The 21,396-nt window shown below is 35.9% G+C and carries 20 protein-coding genes and 2 other annotated features (1 of these 22 only partly in view); of the genes, 16 read left to right on the top strand and 4 right to left on the bottom strand.

What is annotated here, in order from left to right; all coding sequences use genetic code 11:
• Positions 1–47: 47 nt before the first annotated feature.
• The 3 genes from ACTQ54_RS03580 to ACTQ54_RS03570 form a co-directional block, all read right to left on the bottom strand.
• Positions 48–845 (bottom strand): C39 family peptidase, encoded by a 798-nt coding sequence (locus tag ACTQ54_RS03580; RefSeq protein ID WP_441754746.1) that lies wholly within the window; start codon positions 843–845, stop codon positions 48–50.
• A gap of 128 nt (positions 846–973) precedes the next feature.
• Positions 974–2,272, bottom strand: coding sequence for a toxic anion resistance protein (locus tag ACTQ54_RS03575; protein ID WP_441754744.1), 1,299 nt, complete (start codon positions 2,270–2,272; stop codon positions 974–976).
• Entirely contained in the window at positions 2,272–3,426 is a 1,155-nt protein-coding gene (locus ACTQ54_RS03570) for a 5-bromo-4-chloroindolyl phosphate hydrolysis family protein (RefSeq protein ID WP_441754743.1), read from the bottom strand. The genes ACTQ54_RS03575 and ACTQ54_RS03570 overlap by 1 nt, the downstream gene beginning before the upstream one ends.
• A 121-nt stretch (positions 3,427–3,547) precedes the next feature.
• Between ACTQ54_RS03570 and ACTQ54_RS03565 the strand changes: the two genes are divergently transcribed.
• From ACTQ54_RS03565 to ACTQ54_RS03505, 13 genes are all read left to right on the top strand, one after another.
• Entirely contained in the window at positions 3,548–4,126 is a 579-nt protein-coding gene (locus ACTQ54_RS03565; RefSeq protein ID WP_441754741.1) for an NUDIX hydrolase, read from the top strand.
• A 21-nt stretch (positions 4,127–4,147) separates the two neighbouring features.
• Positions 4,148–4,603: a hypothetical protein gene (locus ACTQ54_RS03560; protein WP_441754739.1), complete on the top strand. Its 456-nt coding sequence runs from the start codon at positions 4,148–4,150 to the stop codon at positions 4,601–4,603.
• A gap of 14 nt (positions 4,604–4,617) precedes the next feature.
• Positions 4,618–5,328, top strand: a complete 711-nt coding sequence (locus ACTQ54_RS03555) for a 5'-methylthioadenosine/adenosylhomocysteine nucleosidase (RefSeq protein ID WP_441754737.1) — start codon at positions 4,618–4,620, stop codon at positions 5,326–5,328.
• Between the two features lie 485 nt (positions 5,329–5,813).
• Positions 5,814–6,422 carry a 30S ribosomal protein S4 gene (gene rpsD, locus ACTQ54_RS03550; protein ID WP_441754735.1) on the top strand — a complete coding sequence of 203 codons (609 nt, stop codon included), beginning with the start codon at positions 5,814–5,816 and terminating at the stop codon, positions 6,420–6,422.
• A gap of 216 nt (positions 6,423–6,638) precedes the next feature.
• The gene (locus tag ACTQ54_RS03545) at positions 6,639–8,360 is read left to right on the top strand and encodes a septation ring formation regulator EzrA (protein ID WP_441754733.1); all 1,722 of its coding nucleotides are present in this window, start codon (positions 6,639–6,641) and stop codon (positions 8,358–8,360) included.
• Between the two features lie 105 nt (positions 8,361–8,465).
• Entirely contained in the window at positions 8,466–9,608 is a 1,143-nt protein-coding gene (locus tag ACTQ54_RS03540; protein WP_441754731.1) for a cysteine desulfurase family protein, read from the top strand.
• A 9-nt stretch (positions 9,609–9,617) separates the two neighbouring features.
• A complete protein-coding gene (gene thiI, locus ACTQ54_RS03535) occupies positions 9,618–10,835 on the top strand; it encodes a tRNA uracil 4-sulfurtransferase ThiI (protein WP_441754729.1) in 1,218 nt (405 codons plus the stop codon).
• 92 nt (positions 10,836–10,927) lie between these two features.
• The gene (locus tag ACTQ54_RS03530; protein ID WP_441754727.1) at positions 10,928–11,422 is read left to right on the top strand and encodes a thiol peroxidase; all 495 of its coding nucleotides are present in this window, start codon (positions 10,928–10,930) and stop codon (positions 11,420–11,422) included.
• Between the two features lie 111 nt (positions 11,423–11,533).
• Positions 11,534–12,289, top strand: coding sequence for an NAD-dependent protein deacylase (locus ACTQ54_RS03525; protein WP_441754725.1), 756 nt, complete (start codon positions 11,534–11,536; stop codon positions 12,287–12,289).
• 81 nt (positions 12,290–12,370) lie between these two features.
• Positions 12,371–12,578: a binding site (T-box leader), on the top strand.
• A gap of 60 nt (positions 12,579–12,638) precedes the next feature.
• Positions 12,639–15,275 (top strand): valine--tRNA ligase, encoded by a 2,637-nt coding sequence (locus ACTQ54_RS03520; RefSeq protein ID WP_441754723.1) that lies wholly within the window; start codon positions 12,639–12,641, stop codon positions 15,273–15,275.
• A gap of 33 nt (positions 15,276–15,308) precedes the next feature.
• A complete protein-coding gene (locus ACTQ54_RS03515) occupies positions 15,309–16,658 on the top strand; it encodes a bifunctional folylpolyglutamate synthase/dihydrofolate synthase (RefSeq protein WP_441754721.1) in 1,350 nt (449 codons plus the stop codon).
• A gap of 31 nt (positions 16,659–16,689) precedes the next feature.
• Positions 16,690–17,418 carry a RadC family protein gene (gene radC / locus ACTQ54_RS03510; RefSeq protein WP_441754882.1) on the top strand — a complete coding sequence of 243 codons (729 nt, stop codon included), beginning with the start codon at positions 16,690–16,692 and terminating at the stop codon, positions 17,416–17,418.
• Positions 17,419–17,604: 186 nt separating this feature from the next.
• Positions 17,605–17,808 (top strand): cold-shock protein, encoded by a 204-nt coding sequence (locus tag ACTQ54_RS03505; protein WP_441754720.1) that lies wholly within the window; start codon positions 17,605–17,607, stop codon positions 17,806–17,808.
• A gap of 55 nt (positions 17,809–17,863) precedes the next feature.
• Here ACTQ54_RS03505 and ACTQ54_RS03500 read toward each other — a convergent pair whose 3' ends face one another.
• Entirely contained in the window at positions 17,864–18,601 is a 738-nt protein-coding gene (locus ACTQ54_RS03500; RefSeq protein ID WP_441754718.1) for a class I SAM-dependent methyltransferase, read from the bottom strand.
• Positions 18,602–18,805: 204 nt separating this feature from the next.
• Here ACTQ54_RS03500 and ACTQ54_RS03495 point away from each other — a divergent pair, with 204 nt between their 5' ends.
• The 3 genes from ACTQ54_RS03495 to mreD are packed head-to-tail and all read left to right on the top strand — an operon-like array spanning position 18,806 to position 21,244.
• Positions 18,806–19,846, top strand: coding sequence for a rod shape-determining protein (locus ACTQ54_RS03495; protein WP_441754716.1), 1,041 nt, complete (start codon positions 18,806–18,808; stop codon positions 19,844–19,846).
• Positions 19,847–19,866: 20 nt separating this feature from the next.
• The gene (gene mreC / locus ACTQ54_RS03490) at positions 19,867–20,712 is read left to right on the top strand and encodes a rod shape-determining protein MreC (RefSeq protein WP_441754714.1); all 846 of its coding nucleotides are present in this window, start codon (positions 19,867–19,869) and stop codon (positions 20,710–20,712) included.
• Entirely contained in the window at positions 20,693–21,244 is a 552-nt protein-coding gene (gene mreD / locus ACTQ54_RS03485; RefSeq protein WP_441754712.1) for a rod shape-determining protein MreD, read from the top strand. Before mreC ends, mreD begins: the two co-directional genes overlap by 20 nt.
• 87 nt (positions 21,245–21,331) lie before the next feature.
• Positions 21,332–21,396: a sequence feature (ribosomal protein L21 leader region), on the top strand; it runs 13 nt beyond the window's last position.

Here is a 21,396-nt window from a genome sequence, read left to right as displayed (position 1 = left end):
TATCAACATTGTTTTCAGTGTTGATACCGGCTTTTTAATTTTATTATTTACCAAGGGCGAATGCCCCAATAATTCAAACCGTCTAGTATAAGTGTTTGTTCTGGAATCCCTTGGATGGAATTCATTTTAGTTGAATCATCATTTGGGTCATTGACATAAACAAGCCCATCTTGATAGCCGCGAATTAGGATAACATGACCACCTAAGGTAAAATGCCCCGGCCCAACAGACGTCACAATTAAATAACCATCATCTAAGCCGTTGATGGCTTGTTGAAAGTCATTGCCGAAATCGGTCACTTGATAATTAAAAGCCTCTCCAAAAGCAGGGTATATTTGCCAAGAAGTCCCTTGATGGTCTAAGTAATAATTATTGCCAGCCCAACGAATAATCTCATTTGGTGTAGTGATTGTTTGATTAAAATAACTATCAACCATAGCTAAGACAAGGATGGCGCAGCCATTTTCCCAAATCGTACGACTGACATCCGTTCCATAGGCATCGTTTGCCCACCGTGGATCATTTTGATTTAAAAGGGGAACATTATATTGTTCGATATGTGCAATATCAATATAAGTTGCAGGGTATTTAGGTAATAAAAGGTGTGCGACATCTTGTGGGCGGTCGTTATTGTGGTAGATGCTATTGTTAATTTCAGTTTGATTTTCTAATAAATAATACTGATGATCTAGTGCTAACTGACGATAAATAGCTTCGTTTGGGTGACTGTCTGCTTGATACATAAAAAATAGGGTAATTCCCATCCCAATAACTACGAACAATGAAATGACACCAAAGATAATCTTTTGCAACGGTTTAGAATTCTTTGGCTTTTGCTTTTTCACCACCATATCACCTTTCCTATTATGTATTCTCTGTTAATAGTATAGCCTACAAACTATATTTTTGTATGAAAAAAATGAACTTAATTATTATGGGGATAATAATTAAGTTCAAGTGGAAACACTTAGTTTTATGAACGGTTAAAAGCTTTTTGTTCGTCGGAAATAACCATTAATTTATCACGTAGATCAAGTTCCATTTCTTGTAACACTTGCTCAGCGGCTGCTCTTTGGCGACGACCTTCCGATTGGATTTGTAAGGTTTCTTCCAAAGTAGAAATAAGGTTGCTTTGAGTTTTCTGTAATGTTTCCAAATCAATAATGCCTCTTTCAGATTCACGGGCTGTATCAATCGCGGATTGTTTTAACATTTCTGAGTTTTTCAACAACAGACTATTGGTTGTTTCTGACACTTGTCGTTGTGACGTCACCGCATCTTGTTGACGTAAGAGTGCTAAGGCAATGGTAATTTGATTTTCCCAAAGTGGAATAGCGGTATGAACTGAAACCTGTATTTTCTCAGCTAAAGCTTGGTTGGTGTTTTGTATCATACGAATTTGCGGTGCTTGTTGAATTGTCATTTGACGCGTTAGGCGCAAATCGTGTGTACGTTTATCAAGACGGTCGAGGAATTGATTTAAGTCATTAACCGTTTGAACATCCATTTGATTGGTGCTCTCACGAGCTTTTTCAATTGCTTCAGGAATTATTTTCTCTTGTAATTCTTGCATCTTTAATTCCCCGGCAGCGATGTAAATATTTAAAGCTTCAAAATAGTCTTTATTTTTTTGATACAGTTGTTCCAACATCATATTATCATTAAGTAAATCGTTTTTCTCTCTTTCCAGACGAATAGCAACTTTGTCTATTTGACTGCCGATTTTTTGATATTTAGTTTGGGTTTCAGTAATCGAAGCTTTAACTTTTCCAAATAAACGGTTGAATAAATTCGGCGATGTTGTTAATTCTTTTGGATTGGACTGGTTCAATTGGTTCATTAAGTCTGTTAAAACATCACCGACTTCACCTGTATCTTTGATTTGGATATTATGGAGCATCGAATGTGAGAATTCACCTAGTTTTTTCTGAGCATTGGCTCCATAAGCAATTACAGCATTCATATTCGTTTCATCAATTTGGGAAGCAAGATCGATAGCTTGCTTTTGACGGTGTTCAGGTAAACGATTGATGAGTTTTTCGGTAGTTACTCTTCGTTTACTTTGAACTTCTGCCTCTTTTAATTGATTGCTGAATTGGGTACTTTGTTCATCTTGTTGTTCGTTAAAAGGGTTCGAAAGCAAGTCATCAACTGAATCAGAATATGAAAAAGATGTTGGCGATGTCTGGTTCGTATCATCTAAAGGCTTTAACAAATCATCAATATTTGAAGGTTCTTGTGTGGAATGGTCGAATTCAAATTTTTCAGTCATTATTTATCCTCCTTGTTGTCTGAGTTATTTGAGTAGTCATTGAAGAAATCGTCAATTAAGTCCTCATTTGAAGCATAGTCGTCATGTAGTAATTCGTCAACAAAGTCGCTTGCTTCTCGCTCTTCTTCCGGATATTTATTTGAATCTTTAAGGTTTTTTTCTACGTATTTAATGCCATCAAATAGTTCATTATAAGTATCTTGGTGGAATAGGACATATTCTTCAGAAATTTGTTGGCATAGTTCATCGATAATTTGTGCACTGCGATCTAATATTAGATAAGTTTGCTTGTTTTTGGCCACATGTCCATTTATTTCGTTATATTTTAGGATTAAATCTTCTAATGAAGGGAGATATTTATATAAAAATGTACTTGCTTGTGGTAAGCGTTGTGGGTCTTCTACGATATCTTTGAAAAAGCTTTGTAAGACCTTATTTGTATTGTTTCTAACCTCAACAGCTCGTAATTTAGCTGTTTGCCCAAAGATGTCGTTGATATGTTCGATTTGTTCTTTCGCTGGTGCCATTTGGTCTCTAAAGTAATCAATTTCTTGATCAGTTAGGCCTTGTTCATAATAATGGTCACGAATGTTTTGCTTCACTCTTGGTTTATGATTTGTTTTTCGATTGCGGCTTTTCTTTAGGTTACCACTTAATAAATCAAGTAGCATAGCAAACAACATACTTAAAGCTGTTCCAACTAAAATGAGTATGCCTAACGTAATAAGTGTTCCAAAAAATTGATTTGGGACGTCGTATGAGCCCATATAGGCGTTGAAAGAGATTGAACTTAACATAATTCCAAAATAAGTTGTCAATACTATCCCGATATAATAAAACACACGCAATACAGGATGATTATTGATTTTAATGACAAGATGGAATAAAAGACTAAGCCACCAAAAGCCCAAATTAACAATTAATGCCATTAGTAATATATTAACAAATTGTCGTACGGGAAGAACCATACTAATGATGAGTCCAATTATAATGACGATCGCATAAAGTTGAGCAGTGAATTGGAAAAATTTACGATTCCGCTCATACATGGAACTGTGGTTGTTTGTCTTTCTAAATAGTAAGAAACCATAAAAGGCTACTGCCATGACTATAATGATTTGAATTAAATCGAATAAGCTACTGTAAAAAAACATTTTAATGCCTCCTTTTTCATTTTACATTATAATTGTAGCATAGACATTTTTATTGATTATCAGACTTGAGGCTTATATTAAATAAATATCTGTGTATTAACACTATTTAAGGAGGATAAGAATGCAAGTAGATAAAAATGAAGTAGGTTTTTTAAATGATAGCAGATTGCGTGAGTCAGAATTAATTTTTGACGGAAAAATCTTGCAAGTGTATAAAAACATCCTAGAATTAGAAGATGGTTTAGTCGTTGAAAGAGAGCTTATCCACCACCAACCAGCTGCAGCCATTTTAGCTATTACCAATGACAAGCAAGTGATACTGGTGAAGCAGTATCGTCCTGCCATTGCCCAAGAAATTTATGAAATTCCAGCTGGTTTACTTGATAAGCTGGAAGATGGCTATGAAGAAGCTTTGGTTGGAGCCAAAAGGGAATTGGAAGAAGAGACAACCTATCAAGCAAAAAATTGGACTGAAATCCAACGCTTTTACTTATCTCCAGGATATTTAAACGAAGAAATTATTTTGTTTATGGCGACAGATCTAGCTTTATCGCCAACTCCCTTGTCACAAGATGAAGATGAGCGGATTGAAAAGTTTTATTTTTCAAAAGACGAGATTAAAAATTTGTTAATGAATGGTGAAATTGTCGATTTAAAGACCTTGTTTGCACTACAATATTGGATAAGTCTTGAAGATTGAGTGTAATAGGAGGTAAAAGGTATGAAGTCAAGAACGTCACGAAATCAATCCGATGATTTTGATCATGACTACTTTAATGAGGAAGAATCCTCGAATCAAGGTCATGATGATTTTGAACAAACGCAGATTTATGGACAAGATTTGTTTAATCGCAAAGCTTTTGAAGAGCAACACGAGGATGGTTTCCCATCTAGAAAAGACTACCATGGCCATCATGAGTATGATGACATTGAAAATATTGATGAGGTAAATAACTACTACGATGAAGTATATAATCCCGAAACCTATGATGAGGTAGAGGGTGAGGATATTTATTCAGAGGAATTTGAAGCGGCTTATGCAGATGATGCATTAGATGATGCGTCTACTTATCGCCGGAGTAAATACAGTGCAAAAATGGATCGTTTTTTAAATAATGGTATTATTATCACAGGAATTTTATTAATAATGGTTTTATTAATAGCATTTTTAGTTTGAAAGTGGGTTAGAATATGCAAATCGGTATTATTGGTGCTATGAAGGAAGAAATTCAACACCTTAAAGAAGTTATCACTGAGCAAACGGTTGAGTCACACTATGGGTTTGAAGTGACAAATGGCCAATTAGGTGAACATCAAGTGAGTTTAGTCTTATCAGGCATTGGTAAGGTTAATGCAAGTTTAAGTGTTGTGATTTTAAAAGAGAAGTATGATGTGGATATTATTATTAATACAGGTTCAGCCGGTGGGATTGATCCCGCATTGAAAGTGGGCGATGTCGTGATCGCGCATTCGCTCATCCATCATGATGTTGATTTAGTCGACTTTGGCTATGATAAAGGTCAAATGGCAGGAATGCCCACCAGCTACTATCCAGATTCGAATTTGTTAAGAATTGCGCAAGAAGTGTGTCGAACATTTGAAATTGAACCGATTATCGGACTTATTGTAAGTGGCGACCAGTTTATTTCAAGTACAGACCAAATAAATATCATCCGTAAAAACTTTCGAACAGCTCGCGCTGCTGATATGGAATCCGCAGCCATTGCACAGGCTGCTTATGTGCTAGATATTCCATTTGTCATTATTCGCTCTATTTCAGATAATGGTGATGACGAGGCGTCGGTTGATTTTGATACCTTTATTGAGCTAGCTAGTAAGGTTTCTGCCAGCATGGTAGAAAATTTTGTCCGCCAGATCCCTTTTGATCCTTATGAAAGGTAAGGAAGATGGTTAAGAGTCGGATTGTGGGTTGAATAGACGAAATAGGTGGGCTAAACCGTCTGATTGGATGGCAATTAGACGAAATTGGTGTGCAAATCCGTCTGATTGCCATCTGATTAGACGAAATTGGCGTGGTAATCCGTCTGATTGCCATCTGAATAGACGAAATAGGTGGTCTAAACCGTCAGATCGCCATCTAAACAGGAAAAACTCGCACCCACAACCGTCTCATTATCAAATCCACACTTCCCAGCAGAGATATTTATTTATATGAAAAAGCACTTGAATTTATTCTTGTTTTAAGTATAATAATAGGAGTGTAAAATAATGCAGCGTAAAAAAAGAAAGCGCGTCAACAGTCTTGTACCTAGCAATAGGATGGTGAGTAACTGCGGCTGCTAATTGCGAAAACCTTGTCAGAGACTGCACGCATTCGGTTTTTTAATGAATTATTTTACTCCAAAAAAATTATTGGAGGCTTTATAATGTCAAGATATACAGGTCCATCATGGAAACAATCTCGTCGTTTAGGAATTTCCCTAACAGAAACTGGGAAAGAATTACAAAAACGTCCTTTCCCACCAGGACAACACGGTAACCAACGTAAAAAATTATCTGAGTACGGGTTACAATTACAAGAAAAACAAAAATTACGTCATATGTACGGTTTAAATGAACGTCAATTTGCGACTTTGTTTAACAAAGCAGGTAAAATTAAAGAAGGTAAGCATGGTGAGAACTTCATGATCTTACTTGAAACGCGTTTAGATAACTTAGTATTCCGTTTAGGTTTTGCTAATACACGTCGTCAAGCACGTCAATTAGTAAACCACGGTCATATTTTAGTTGATGGCAAACGTGTTGATATTCCTTCATACTTAGTTCAACCAAATCAAACGATTGGTTTACGTGAAAAATCACGTGATTTAGAAATCGTAAAAGCAAACTTAGAAGCAACAGTAAGTCGTTTAGACTTTGTTTCATATGATGACAATGCTTTTGAAGGTACATTAACCCGCTTCCCATTACGTGAAGAGCTTAATGCTGAAGTTGATGAAGCCCTTGTCGTTGAATATTACAATAAATTAGGTTAATTTTAAGCCGATTATTTGCAGGTGAGAATCTTCTGATTTTTACCTGCTTTTTATATTCTTGACGCAACCATTCAAAAATTACCGTTACAATATAACTATTCTGAAGACAACTCTTTAAATAAATTGGTTATAATGGTATAATTCAATGTGATAATTAGGCTTATTTTTATAGTAAACACGCAGAGAAATAAATTTAAAGGCAGAGGGGCGAATCATTTGAGTTTGAGGTTTACTGACATACTATTTTTAATCGTCGTTCTTGTGTTGGTTGCCTACGGTGTAATCTATTACCTACGGACACAACGCAGTAGAGAACTTAGAGAACTAGAACAACGAAAAGATGACATGATGTCCGTATCGATTGCTGACCAACTTTTCACGTTAAAAAATATGGATCTTTCAGGTCAAACTAAACGTAAGTATGAAAGTATCGTGGCTACGTGGCAAACCATTACTAATTTTCAGTTTACAGAAATAGAAGCTGCACTCGTAGGGGCAGAACAATATTCTGAGCAAATGAATTTGGTTAAATCAAAAAAGGCGATGGCCCAAGCCCGCGAGATGATGGATGAAACAGAAGTCCAAGTCAATGATCTCCACGATATGCTTACAGAATTATTACAAGTCGATACAGACAATTATGAGCAACATGAAAAATTAATGGAACGTTACAATACCGCTCGGAAAAATATCATGAACCATAGTTTTGACTATGGACCAGCAATTGAAACACTAGAGAAAAATTTAAATTATTTAGAACTAAACTTTACCAAATATAACGAATATACTAAAAATGGCGACCACCTAGAAGCTAGAGATATGCTAGAAACCATGGAATCCGACTTATCAAGTCTTGAAGAAATTCTTGAAAAAATCCCAGCCATGTATAGTCAAATTAAGAATCAACATGAAGATTCACTTGAGGACTTACGGGATGGTTATCAACGCATGCTTGAGAATCGCTTTAATTTTGAAGACGTAAGTGTTCCAGAAACAATTGATGAAATTCAAGAACAATTAAATGATGCGAAAAACAAAATTAAACAAGCGGATTTAGTTGAAGCAAAAACACTTATGGACAAGGCTGACCGCAATATTAATTCCTTGTATGATTTGATGGAAACAGAAATCGAATCACGGGATTACGTCAACAAAAACATTGGCCAATTAAAGACATTAATCAATAATGTGGCTGAAAATAATCGCTATGCAGGAATTGAAGTTGACCGCATTGCACAATCTTACATCTTACATGAAAATGAAGTTGAAACGATTGGTGAGTTAACCGATCAAATCGAAATCGAATATAATAAATATCGCCAAATAGCCCGTGACATTGAAGAACAAAATGCTATTTATACGAATATCGAAGCCTCGATTAAGAAAATTCGTAAACGTGTAGAAGAAATTAACGAAAATCAAAATGCCATTCTAAAAGGACTGGCTAATCTAAATCACCGTGAAAAAGAAACAAAACACAATTTAGATATGTACGAATTGGAATTACGTAACTTCAAACGTAAAGTAGAGAAAAACCATCTACCAGGATTAAATGATAATTTCTATGGATTGTTTTATAAAGTTACCGATCAAATCGAACACCTCTCTAAGCAATTAAATCGTGTTCGAATTGATATGGTCGAAATTGACCAACTTGAAAGTCAATTGGCTGACAACTTAGCTGATTTAGAAGAATTGACAGAAGATACCGTTGATAGCGCAATGCTAACTGAATATATGATTCAACACAGCAATCGTTTCCGCTATGACTATCCAGAAGTTGATCAAGCTATCAAGGAAGCGCAATATTTATTTTACCAAGAGTTTCGCTATGAAGAAGCCCTAGCGATTATTGAAAAAGCTTTACGCCGTGTAGAGCAAGATGCACCGACTCAAGTCCGTCGCATGTATCACCAAGAAAAACAAACACGCTTGTAAGCTGATAAGGCTAAATGAATGAAGATAGAAAACCTGTCCGCATGGCAATCAATGCGACAGGTTTTTATATTGCTTATAAGAGTGAATAGATTAAAGGAGACCACCATGCTTTATTTTGACCACAGTGCAACCACACAACCTTATCCTGAAGTGATGCAAACCGCGCAACAAGTAGCCATGGAATATTACGCCAATCCATCAAGTGCGCACCCAGCAGGTGAAGCATCCCGAAAATTAATGGAACAAGCTAGATTGCAAATGAGCCAAATACTTTGCTTTAAGAGCCATGAATTATTTTTTGCTTCCAGTGGGACAGAAGTTAATAATTGGGTATTACAAGCCATTGTTGAACAGCAAAAAGCCATTCATCCCAATAAAAATACGATTTTAATCTCGTCGGTTGAACACCCATCGATTAGCAATCAAATCCCATCGTTGAAGGCTCAAGGCTTCAATGTGGTTTTGCTAAATGTTGATGCGTTTGGCAGAATTAAAGTTGACGAACTCGCTGAACAGTTAAACGACAATGTACTTTTACTTTCAACAATTGCCGTCAATAATGAAGTGGGAACCATTCAACCACTAGCAGATATCGAAAACCTTTTAAAAAAATATCCCCAAATCATCTGGCATGTTGATGCGGTGCAAGCTATAACAACTCAATTAGACCTTATTAAACGACCACGGATTGACTTATTGACGCTGTCGAGTCATAAATACCATGGCATTCGCGGTTTAGGCATTTTAGCCAAGCGTCAGCGTGTTGAAAATGGGATATTTATTTATGGGGGTGGACAAGAGTCTGGTTTACGTAGTGGGACAGAAAATTTACCCGCTATTGTAGCCGGGGCTAAAGCGTTACGGATGGCTGCTGAAAAGCAAGTGCCGACAAAAGAAAAACTAAAAGCTTTTAAAGAAGCCATTGTTCAGCAGTTTAAAGATTTTGGCTGGCAAGTCTTTGGCTATCCTTACACATCCGAACATATTGTTTCAGCTGCTTTACCTAGCATTCCTGGCGAAGTCATACTGAATGCTTTTGCTGAAGCGGGTATCCTGATTTCAACTTCAAGTGCTTGCTCGAGTCGCAGACAAACAAACCACCATACTTTAAAAGCGATGCAAGTAACGGATAGTGTTTCTAAATCAGCTATTCGCATTAGCTTATCCGATTTAAATACAAAAGAAGAACTTCAACAGCTGCTCACTGCCATTGCTGACGTAACCAAAAAATTGCAAATTAATAAATAGGGGGACCTTATGCAAACGAATGAAATACTCATCCACTATGGAGAATTATCAACTAAAGGTAAAAATCGCAAAATGTTTCAACAAAAAATGGCAGAACAAATCCGCCTAAAAACGAAGCATTTAGAAAAAGTAAGAATTATTACCAATCATGATTTTATGTTTGTTCAATGGAAGGAAGCTAGCTATGAAGAAATTAGCAATATTATTGCGAAAATACCTGGCATTTCCCGTTTTGAACCCGTCTATAGAGTCGGAAAAAATCTTGAAGCGATTAAAAAATTAGCGGTAGAGATATTTAATGAGATTAAAATAGAAGAAGGGGAAAGCTTCCGTGTAGTCGCTAAACGATCCGATAAAGAATTTGAGCATGACACAATGGCTATCCAACGTGAAGTAGGTTCAGCGGTAGGTTACGCTTATCCGCAATTATCGGTTGATTTACGCAAACCAACTTATAGTCTAAGAGTTAACATCCATTTAGAAGATACAGCTTACTTAAGCTTACTTTCAACCCCAGGTTTAGGTGGTTTACCCTATGGTTCTAGTGGGAAAGGTTTGTTAATGCTCTCAGGAGGCTTTGATTCGCCTGTTGCTGGTTATCAGATGATTAAACGGGGCTTGGCAATTGAAGCTGTTCACTTCTCAAGTCCACCTTATACGAGCCCACAAGCGCTAGAAAAAGCTAAAAAGTTAACTGCCGTATTATCCCAATATGGTTTATCACTCGTTTTTCATAATGTCCCTTTTACAAAAATCCAAGAAGAAATAAAAGCGAATATACATGATGATTTTTCCATGACGGTTATGCGTCGGATGATGCTGAGAATTATGGACCGTCTCCTAGAGACACGCGATGCGAATGCTATTGTAACAGGTGAGTCTCTTGGACAAGTAGCTTCACAAACCATTAAAAGTATTGAAGTAATTAATGAAGTAACCCATTCACCTATTTTCCGTCCATTAATCGCAGCCGATAAAAATGATATCATTGCCATTGCTGAGCAAATAGGCAGCTATGATATTTCAAACGAGCCCTTTGACGACTGCTGTACTGTTTTTGCGCCACGAACACCTAAAACTAAGCCACGTTTAGACATTATTGAAGGAGAAGAGACGAAGATTGAAGTTGAAGGTCTTGTTGAAGATGCCTTAAATGGCATTGAAGTGATGACAATTGATGAACATTATATCCGTCAAACAACCGAAGCTTTTAGCCATCTCTTATAATCCACCAGCAATTACCTTAGTCATCCAAGCATATTGATTGCTTAATATAATAAATATCACTACAATTAAACTAGTAAGCCAATCAAGAAAGGATGAGTTTTTTGGAAATTACATTTAAAGGTGATCCAATTAGATTAGTAGGAAATCCACCACAAGTTGGAGAAATGTTACCAAATGCGACTGTTACAGACAAAGATGGTAATGCGGTTCAATTACATGATTTAATTAAAGACACAACGATTTTAAGCGTAGTACCGAATGTCACAACAAGTGTATGTAGTATTCAAACTCAACGCTTTGCTGAAGGAACTAAAGATAAAGACTATCAATTTTTATCAGTAAGTATTAACACACCTGAAGAATGGCAAGGATGGAAATCTGAACATGATTTAGATATGGTGACTTTATCAGATACTGATCGTGATTTTGGTCAAGCGACTGGATTGATCATGGATGGCTTAGATTTACTAGCCCGTTCAGTATTTGTTGTCGATGCACAAAAAATTGTTAAATATGTTCAAGTTGTACCGGAAGGAACAGATGAACCAAGCTATGATGATGCGATAGCTGCAGCAGATAATATTTAGTATCAAACAATCAAAAGACTATAAAATTCCAGTGTGAGTTTTATAGTCTTTTTTGCTTTAATCCATTTTTATGCTACATTTAAAGAAAGAGAAGAAATGGAGGTATAATATATGGACACAAGGATACGACAAATGGCTGAAATCATACATATTGGCCAGAATATAGTCTTCTTTGGTGGAGCAGGTGTGTCCACTGAGAGTGGAATACCTGATTTTCGTTCGGCCAATGGGATCTTGCATGAAGAGACTGGTACGCATTATTCCGCTGAGCAAGTTATTTCAGCATTTTTTTTCAAAAAATTCCCAGCCATTTTTTTTGATTTTCATTTTGAACATCTTGTATATCCTGATGCTCAACCCAACACAGCCCATAAATTTCTAGCGGATTTAGAATCGAGTGGGAAAAACATTAAAATTATTACACAAAATATTGATCGCTTGCATCAAAAAGCTGGGAGTCAACATGTCGTCGAATTGCATGGAGCTGTTGATGACAATTATTGTATCGATTGTTTAGCAAAATATTCCTATGATCAATTACAAATTGATGAGGATGGGATCCCTAGATGCCAGTTATGTCATGGGATTGTTCGACCAAATATCGTTTTATATGAAGAAGTTTTAGATGAACAGGCAATCAATCAAGCGGTTCAAGACATATCTAATGCAGATGTACTGATTATTGGTGGGACTTCGCTAAAAGTCTATCCTGCTGCTAGCTTTATCCATTATTTTAAAGGGAAACATTTATTAGTGATTAACAAGACAACTTTAACGATAGCACAGCCAAATATATTGACAATAAATGGCAATATTGCAGAAGTATTTGAAAATATTCAATCAGTTTATAATGAAATGCAAGCTTGATATAAAATAATATAACTAAAATGATATTTATTGCATCTTGTGTAAATGAGCTAATTTTGCTAAACTGTGATTATCTTATAACCATGCGCTATGAAAAGAAGAGTAATCAATTAACCTTAGAGAGAAAGTATTGTGGTGAAAACTTTCAAAATTGATGAAGGTAGCTTGGAGCGTTAAAGTATGAACTTTTAGTAGTACTTTACGGAGGAATAACTTCGTTAACAAAAAAGAGAGAAATAGTTATATATTTCATAAATTAGGTGGTACCACGTTTAAACGCGTCCTATGTATTTGACATAGGGCGTTTTTAATGTCGTAAATCACAAAATGAGAAAGGAGTTTTTATTTTATGGCAACTAAAAATATGTCGACAAAATATAATTTTACAGAGGTTGAAGAGGGTAAATACCAACGATGGCTTGATTTAGATGTATTCGCACCATCTGAAGATCCAGATGCCGAACCATATTCAATTGTTATTCCACCTCCAAATGTAACAGGAAGACTCCATTTAGGACATGCATGGGATGTAACTTTACAAGATATGATTATTCGTTTTAAACGAATGCAAGGCTTCGATACCTTATGGCTTCCAGGAATGGACCATGCTGGAATTGCTACCCAGGCAAAAGTTGAAGAAAAACTACGTGAAGACAATTTAACACGCTATGATTTAGGACGCGAAAAATTTATTGAACTTGTTTGGGAATGGAAAGAAGAATATGCCAAAACTATTCGTGAACAATGGGGTAAAATGGGGATTTCAGTTGATTATTCTCGTGAACGCTTCACACTAGATAGCGGCTTAAGTAAGGCTGTTAATAAAGTATTTGTTAGTTTATATGAAAAAGGGCTTGTTTACCGCGGTCAATATATTATTAACTGGGATCCGCAAGCACAAACTGCCTTATCAGATATTGAAGTTATCCATAAAGATGTTACAGGGGCTTTTTACCACATCAATTATCCGGTTGTTGGCAGTGATGAACAAGTTGAAATTGCCACAACCCGTCCTGAAACCTTATTAGGTGACACGGCTATTGCTGTCCATCCAGACGATGAAAGATATCAACATTTAATTGGTAAAACAGTAATGTTACCACTAATGAATCGTGAAATACCTATTATTGCAGATGACTATGTGGACCAAGAATTTGGAACAGGAGTCGTTAAAATAACACCTGCACATGATCCAAATGACTATGAAGTCGGTGAAAGACATCAATTAGCTAAAATTAATGTGATGAATTTGGATGGAACCATGAATGAAGCGGCTGGTAAGTATGCCAATCTAGACCGTTTTGATGCAAGAAAACAAGTCATTGCTGATCTTAAAGAACTAGGCTTATTAGTAAAAGTTGAAGAACACGTCCATAGTGTAGGGCATTCAGAAAGAACCGATGCAATGGTTGAACCTATTCTATCAACGCAGTGGTTTGTTAAAATGGAGCCACTTGCCAAAATGACGATTGATAATCAAGATAGTGAAAATGCTATTAATTTCTTCCCGCTACGTTTCAATCAAACATTCTTAACTTGGATGGAAAACATTCATGACTGGGTTATTTCGCGTCAACTTTGGTGGGGACATCAAATTCCAGCTTGGTATCATAAAGAAACCGGCGAAATTTATGTAGGGGAAGATGCACCTCAAGATGATGAAAATTGGGAACGTGATCCAGACGTATTAGATACCTGGTTTAGTTCTGCTCTATGGCCGTTTTCTACTATGGGTTGGCCAGAGAAAACAGAAGATATGGCACGTTATTTCCCAACGAATACCTTAGTAACAGGTTATGATATTTTAACTTTTTGGGTTAGTCGAATGATTTTCCAAAGTTTAGAATTTACTGGTGAGAGACCATTTGAAAATGTTTTACTTCACGGATTGATTCGTGATGAACAAGGTCGTAAAATGAGTAAATCTTTAGGTAATGGAATCGACCCAATGGATGTTATTGACGAGTATGGCGTGGATGCTTTAAGATGGTTTTTAGCTAATGGGTCTGCTCCAGGTCAAGATGTACGTTATAGTGTTGAAAAAATGAGTGCTGCTTGGAACTTTATTAATAAAATATGGAATGCTAGCCGTTACGTGTTACTTAATATTGGTGATTTAACCTTGGATTCGATTCAAATCGGTGATGATTTAACCCTAGCTGATAAATGGATCTTAGCACGTTTACAGGCAACCATTAGTGATGTAACACGCTTGTTTGAAAAGTTTGAATTTGGAGAAGCTGGCCGTATTTTATATCATTTTATTTGGAATGATTACTGTGACTGGTATATCGAAATGACTAAAGAAAGTCTTCAAGATACCCAAGAAAAACATTTAACAACTAAAAGTATCTTGATTCATGTTTTAGATCAGATTTTACGTTTAATTCATCCAATCATGCCGTTTGTATCAGAAGAAATTTGGCAATTAATTAAACCTGAAAATGCGCAATCCATTGTTGTAGCAGATTATCCAGTAGTTAATCCAGCATACGAAAATGAAGATGCCATTACTGCGATGGAAAAACTGATAGAGGTTATTCGTTCAGTAAGAACGATTAGAAATGAAATGAATACACCACTTTCTAAAAAAGTAGACTTAATTATTCAAGCCCAAGATCAAGCTGTGGTTGATTTATTGAATGAAAATAAAGCTTATATTGAACGCTTTTGTAATCCAGATCAGTTAACCATTGATACGAATCCGGAATTGCCAACTGAAATTGTGACCCAAACATTAGCATTTGCTCAAGTTTTAATGCCGCTTGAGGGTTTAATCAAAATCGAAGATGAAATTAAACGCTTAGAAGAAGATGTTAAGAAATTAACGCAAGAAGTAAAACGTTCGCAAGGAAAACTAGCCAATGAAAAATTTGTGAACAAAGCACCGGCAAATATTGTCGAGGAAGAGCGTCAAAAAGAAGCTTCTTACCAAAAACAATTGGAGGCAGTGAAATTAAGAATCGAACAACTTAAAAAAGTATAATTTATTTTATAGTATGAAGGAGATTGAATATCGTTGAAATTTAATAATGTTCATGCAGCGATTGACTGGTTAAATCAACAAGTTAACGAAACACCACGTGTTGGTATTGAAAAAATACGCGAGGCAGTAGCGTATGTCGGACATCCCGAGAAAAATATTCCTGCCATCCATGTAACGGGAACAAATGGAAAAGGGTCTACGACAGCCTATTTAAGAGATTTACTGCTAAGTCAAGGTTTAACTGTCGGTTCATTTACCTCTCCTCATATTATGCGATTTAATGAGCGTATTATGATGAATGGTGAACCAATCAGTGATCAAGATTTAATTGAAATAGTTGAACAAATGGTGGACGTTAATACCTATATGGAAACAACTCCTTATGGAAAATTAGTCTTCTTCGAACTATATACAGTGATGATGTTACTCTATTTTCGTAAAATGCAACCAGATGTGTGTTTAATTGAAGTGGGTATTGGTGGAGCTAATGACTGCACTAATGTTATTGATGCACAATTAGCGGTACTTACTACCATCGGTTTAGATCATGCAGATAAACTTGGTAATACCAAAGAGGAAGTTGCCCTTGAAAAATCAGGTATCATTAAGCCAAATGCTAGAGTAGTTACTGGTTTAATTGAAGTAGAACCTTTAGCTGTGATTGAAGAGCATAGCAAAAAAATGGGTGCGACAATTGATCGCTTTGAAATCGAGTATGGTATTACCGATGTCTTTAACCACTTTGAACAAGGCTCTACCTTTAATTTATGGCAAAAAAATATCCCTACTGATGAAACACAGCAAAATAATTTTGTTGTTAGCATGTTAGGTATGCATCAAATCCAAAATGCAACGGTTGCTTTACAAGCCTTTATAAAATGGATGGAAATTATTGATCAACCCATTGATTGGGTTGTTGCTAAACCTGCGTTACAACAAACGAAATGGATCGCTCGGATGGAGCGTGTTTACGATCAACCATTAGTATACATTGATGGCGCACATAATATTGCTGGACTTACAGCATTACGTCAGTTAGTAGAGGAACATTTACCACATTATCAATTAACAATTCTTTATGCTGGTTTATCAACAAAAAATCAATTAGAACAACTACCACTTTTGCAATCTTTTGAAGCAAATGATTTAATTTTAACGGAATTCAATCACCACAACGCTATGTCGGTTGAAAATTTCCAAGAGTTGATTGATCAGGTTCCACAGATAGATGCTCAACGTGTAAGAGTTGAAAAAAATTGGCAGCAAGTTATTGATGATTTTTTACAAGAGAATCGTACAAACACTGAACAGCTCTTGGTTATCACTGGCTCATTATATTTTGTGTCTGAAATTCGTCAATATTTTGTGCAACACGTTATCTAAAATAATGGAAATCGCCTTTTTTACTGTATATATGGTAAAGGAGGTGTTTTTTATTAATCAAAAAAATTTAACACCATTGATAAAAGAAGTACCGTTGGAAGGTCGTCCCCGTGAACGTTTGAAGGTCTTTGGAGTAAAAGCTTTAGCAGATCATGAATTATTAGCTATATTACTCAGGACAGGCACTAGTAAAGTCCATGTATTAAAGGTCGCTATGAATTTTTTGCAACATTTTGAAAGTATTCATGAGTTAAAATTTGCAAGTTTAGAAGAAATGCAAAAAGTGAAAGGAATTGGTCCGACTAAAGCGATAGAAATTCAGGCAGCGATTGAGTTGGGAACTCGCATTGCTCAAAGTGCGATCCCAAAGTTCGGTCAAATTACCTCAACGCGTTCTGCCGGCGAATGGTTATTGCATGAAATGCGTGATTTACACCAAGAACATTTAGTCGTTTTGTTTTTGAATACCAAGAATGAAATTATTCAAAAACGGACGATATTTATTGGTTCTGTCAATAGTTCCGTTGCTCATCCTAGAGAAATTTTTAAAGAAGCTGTAAAATATCCAACCGCTCGCTTAATTTTAGCCCACAATCATCCTTCTGGAGATACGGATCCCTCACAAGCTGATTTAATTTTTACAAAAAGAATGATTGCTTGTGGTGATTTAATGGGCATTGAAGTACTCGATCATTTAATTATTGGCGAAAATACATTCATCAGTTTACGTGAAAAAAGTCATTTATTTGAAATAAGTTAATATTGGATAATAATCGGCTTATTTTGAATATATTCAAATATTATCTTGCAAATAAATAAGATTATGTTATAATAAGATTATGTTCTTTGTAACAGGTAAGAAAGTTGTTTTAAACATCCTCTTCGTACCATGGCAAGAATATAATTTATAAAGTGTCTATTGGCACGCGGAAGGATTTAAGATTTAATGGAACAAGGTACAGTAAAATGGTTTAACGCTGAAAAAGGTTTTGGATTTATCGAACGTGAAGGCGATGCAGATGTATTCGTACATTTCTCAGCTATTCAAGGTGATGGATACAAATCTTTAGAAGAAGGTCAACAAGTTAGCTTCGATGTAGAAGAAGGCGCACGTGGACCTCAAGCAGCAAACGTAGAAAAATTAGGCTAATTATTTAACTTAACATTTTAACCGGAGGGGATTTACCCTCCGGCTTTTTTATGCTTTAAATTACTTTTTTTGCCTTAATAATCAGCATCATTGGACGCCGTAATTCTTGAGCGAGGTTTGGGCGCTCATCAATCATTGCTTGAGGTGGTACAGGTTCACTTATAGCCTCTATCGATAAATTATTTTCAATAAGCGTGTTGATATAAGTTGCCATGTTCCGATGATATTTTATTACTGCATGTTGGAGAAATTCTGTTTTTCGAATACTTTCATCCTGGTAGTGGTCAACTGGCCAATGCGCGATTTCTCCATCAATATAAATCCAATCTTGTTCAGCACGAGCAGTAAAAATAGGATGCTCAACAGAAAAGATTAACTGTCCATCTGTTTTTAAATATTTAACGATCTGGCTGATTGTTTGATTAAAATCTTTGATGTAATGAAAAGCTAAAGAAGAAATGATTAAATCGAATGTTTGCTTGCCTAAATCAAAATCTTCGATTGATTGTTGACTGTACTCAATTTGATCATCCTGCGTCATTTTTTTTGCTTGTTGAAGCATTGTTTGAGATAAGTCAATTCCTACAACATAATGTGCACCTTGCTCTCTTAGGAAGTGGCAATGCCAACCATAACCACAACCTAAATCAAGAGCTTTTATACCGTTTAAATTATCAGGTAAAAGTCGTTGGAATTCAGCCCATTCACCTGCAGCTTTGAGTCCATATAGCGACCGATCCATTTGCGCATAAGCTGAATAAAATTGTTCATTGTCATATACATTTGACTTCATGTGGACACCTCGAATATAAATTTAAATTAGTTAAAGTTTAACAAAAATACACAATATTGTTAAATTATTGATTCATCTAGTGTACAATAATGACTAGATTAGCTTTTAAAACAAAATTATTTTTTCAAATTTTGTTAAGCTAGCGAATACGACTAGCAAATAACTTGTATTGTTTGCTATAATGTAACGAGTTATTGAATCAAAATGGAAGGGTGCAAAATTGTGGGGATTTTTTATAAGCAACGCCTAGGAATTGATCTAGGTACAGCCAATACAATTATATATATTGATAGCAAAGGTATAGCCCTACGTGAGCCTTCTATTGTTGCCATTAATAAAGAAACCAATGAAGTGGTTGCATTCGGTAAAGAAGCTTATGATTTAGTTGGTCGAACGTCAGAAAAATTTGAAACAATTCGACCTATGCGTGATGGGGTAATCGCCAACTTTTCCTTAACGAAACAAATGTTAGCTCATTTTATTAAAAAGGCTTTACGTCGCTCGTTAGCTAGACCTGAAGTGGTTATTTGTGTACCTAGCAATATCAGTAAAGTTGAACGTAGAGCTGTAATTGATGCGATAAAAGATTTAGGTGTTTACCGTGCCATGATTGTGGAAGAACCTTTTGCAGCAGCATTAGGAGCGAACTTAGCTATTAGTCAGCCAAAAGGTAATTTGGTCGTAGATATTGGTGGTGGAACGACTGATATTGCTGTTATTTCTTATGGAGAAATTGTTGAAGGGGCAACGGTCACAGCAGCAGGTAATGCCATGAATGAGATGATTATGGCTTACGTTCGAACTCATTATCAATTGGCCATTGGGCACCAAGAAGCTGAAAATATTAAAGTTAATATTGGAAATGCTCAGTTTACAAAGCATGATGAAACAGAGCATATACGAGCTAAAGGCCGTAATATTGCTACTGGTGTACCTGATACTAAAGTAATCAGAGCAAATATAATTGCGCAAGCTGTTGATGAAGTAATCTTAGATATCGTGCTAGCCATCAAACAAGTATTAGAAGTGACACCCCCAGAATTGTCTGCGGATATAATGGAAAATGGGATAGTTTTAACAGGTGGAGGTGCTCTCTTGAAACGTCTTCCTGAACGCTTATATGAAGAAATAGGTATTCCTGTAAACTTAGCCAACCTTCCTTTAGATTGTGTTGCCATTGGAGCAGGAAAAATGTTAAAAGAAATGGATTCTGAGTCGAAAATTGCTGAACGCAATGCACGATAGTTAGAAAGAGGAATTAATTGATGAATAATAAGAAATTAATCGGTCTCCTATTATCTGGTATAGTTATTGGATCGTTAATCGTTTATACCATGTTAAATGGATCTAGTAATATTCTGACTAGTGCAGTCAATGATACAGCAGCATGGGCAGGAAGAATTTTTTCTGAGCCAGTTAATATGGTTGTTCGCTTTGTTAACTCAGTAGATGATTTAGTTAATACTTTTGAAGAGAACCAACAATTAAAAGAAAAAATTGACCAAGTCTATAATTTACAAGTGCGAGTGGCTGACTTAGAAGCTCAAAATGAGAGCATGAGATCGCAATTAGCCTTAGAAGAGACTTTAAGTGATTATACGGTTGTTAATGCGACCGTCATTGGTAGAAATCCGGATCAATGGATGGAAACTTTAACGATTAATGTTGGCTCGAATGATGGTGTTCGCGAAAACATGTCTGTCATGGCAGGAAATGGATTAATTGGCCGTATTATTGAAGTGAATTTGACAAGTTCAAAAGTCTTGCTCCTAACTTCTGACCAGTCTAATGCTGGGAAAGTAGCCGCGAGTATTCAAAGTGAGTCTGGATCATCAAACGGGATTGTTTCATCTTACGATCATCGCAACAATCAGCTAATTATGACCCAAGTGGATCCAGAAGCTAAAATTTCGGCTGGTGACATGGTGATAACATCTGGTTTAGGCGGTGTTACACCAAGTACTCTATTTATTGGTGAGGTTGCGAGTGCCCAAATGGATGATTATGGTCTATTCCAGGTTGTTCGGATCATCCCTGCTGGAGAAATGACTGATATTCGTTTTGTAACGGTCATTCAAAAGGAAGGGCAGAGTGATATCGTTGAAGATTAACCGTGATCGCAGAGTTAAATGGTATCTGGCCTTACTCTTATTTTTTGGGATTATTATTGATTCTGCGCTACCAGCTATCTTTCCAGCAGCATTTCTTGGTAGTGGACAAACAATCATTTCGCATGTAACCTTGTATGTTCTCGTCTTATTTGCTTTTTATTTTAGAGATGGCAGTATTTTGTTTAGCGCATTTGTCTTCGGACTTATTGCTGACTCTTATAATACAACGATATTAGGTTTATATGCGACGCTATACTTACTAGTGGCATTGTTTGTTATTAAAGTAAAAAAATATCTCCCTAAAAAATCACTTGTGCAAATTTTATTATTCTTATTAACGGTAGCATTTGTTGATTTTAGTATTTTTGTATTTTATCGTGAAACAGGCTATACAACGATGGCATTAACCCCTTTTTTAGCAAATAATCTGGGTCCAACTATGTTATACAATATCGTATTAACATTTATATTATATTTTCCATCAAGAGGCTTGTTAAACTTACTAGGTTTTGAAAATTATTTAATTTTTTAGTCTTAAAATCCCGTTTAAAGAACGGGATTTTTTTGTTGACGATGGATGACTTGAATGGTACAATACTAATGTTGTATTTGGCTAGCACTCCATCTGCAACCGCACATCATTAAGTTTTAAAAGTTTCAATAACGAACACTTAATATGGCGAG

Source organism: Fundicoccus sp. Sow4_H7 (assembly GCF_052115865.1).
Classification (GTDB): Bacteria; Bacillota; Bacilli; order Lactobacillales; family Aerococcaceae; genus Fundicoccus_A.
The sequence above is the reverse complement of the archived record's forward strand: the minus strand, read 5'-3'. Positions and strand labels throughout refer to the sequence as shown.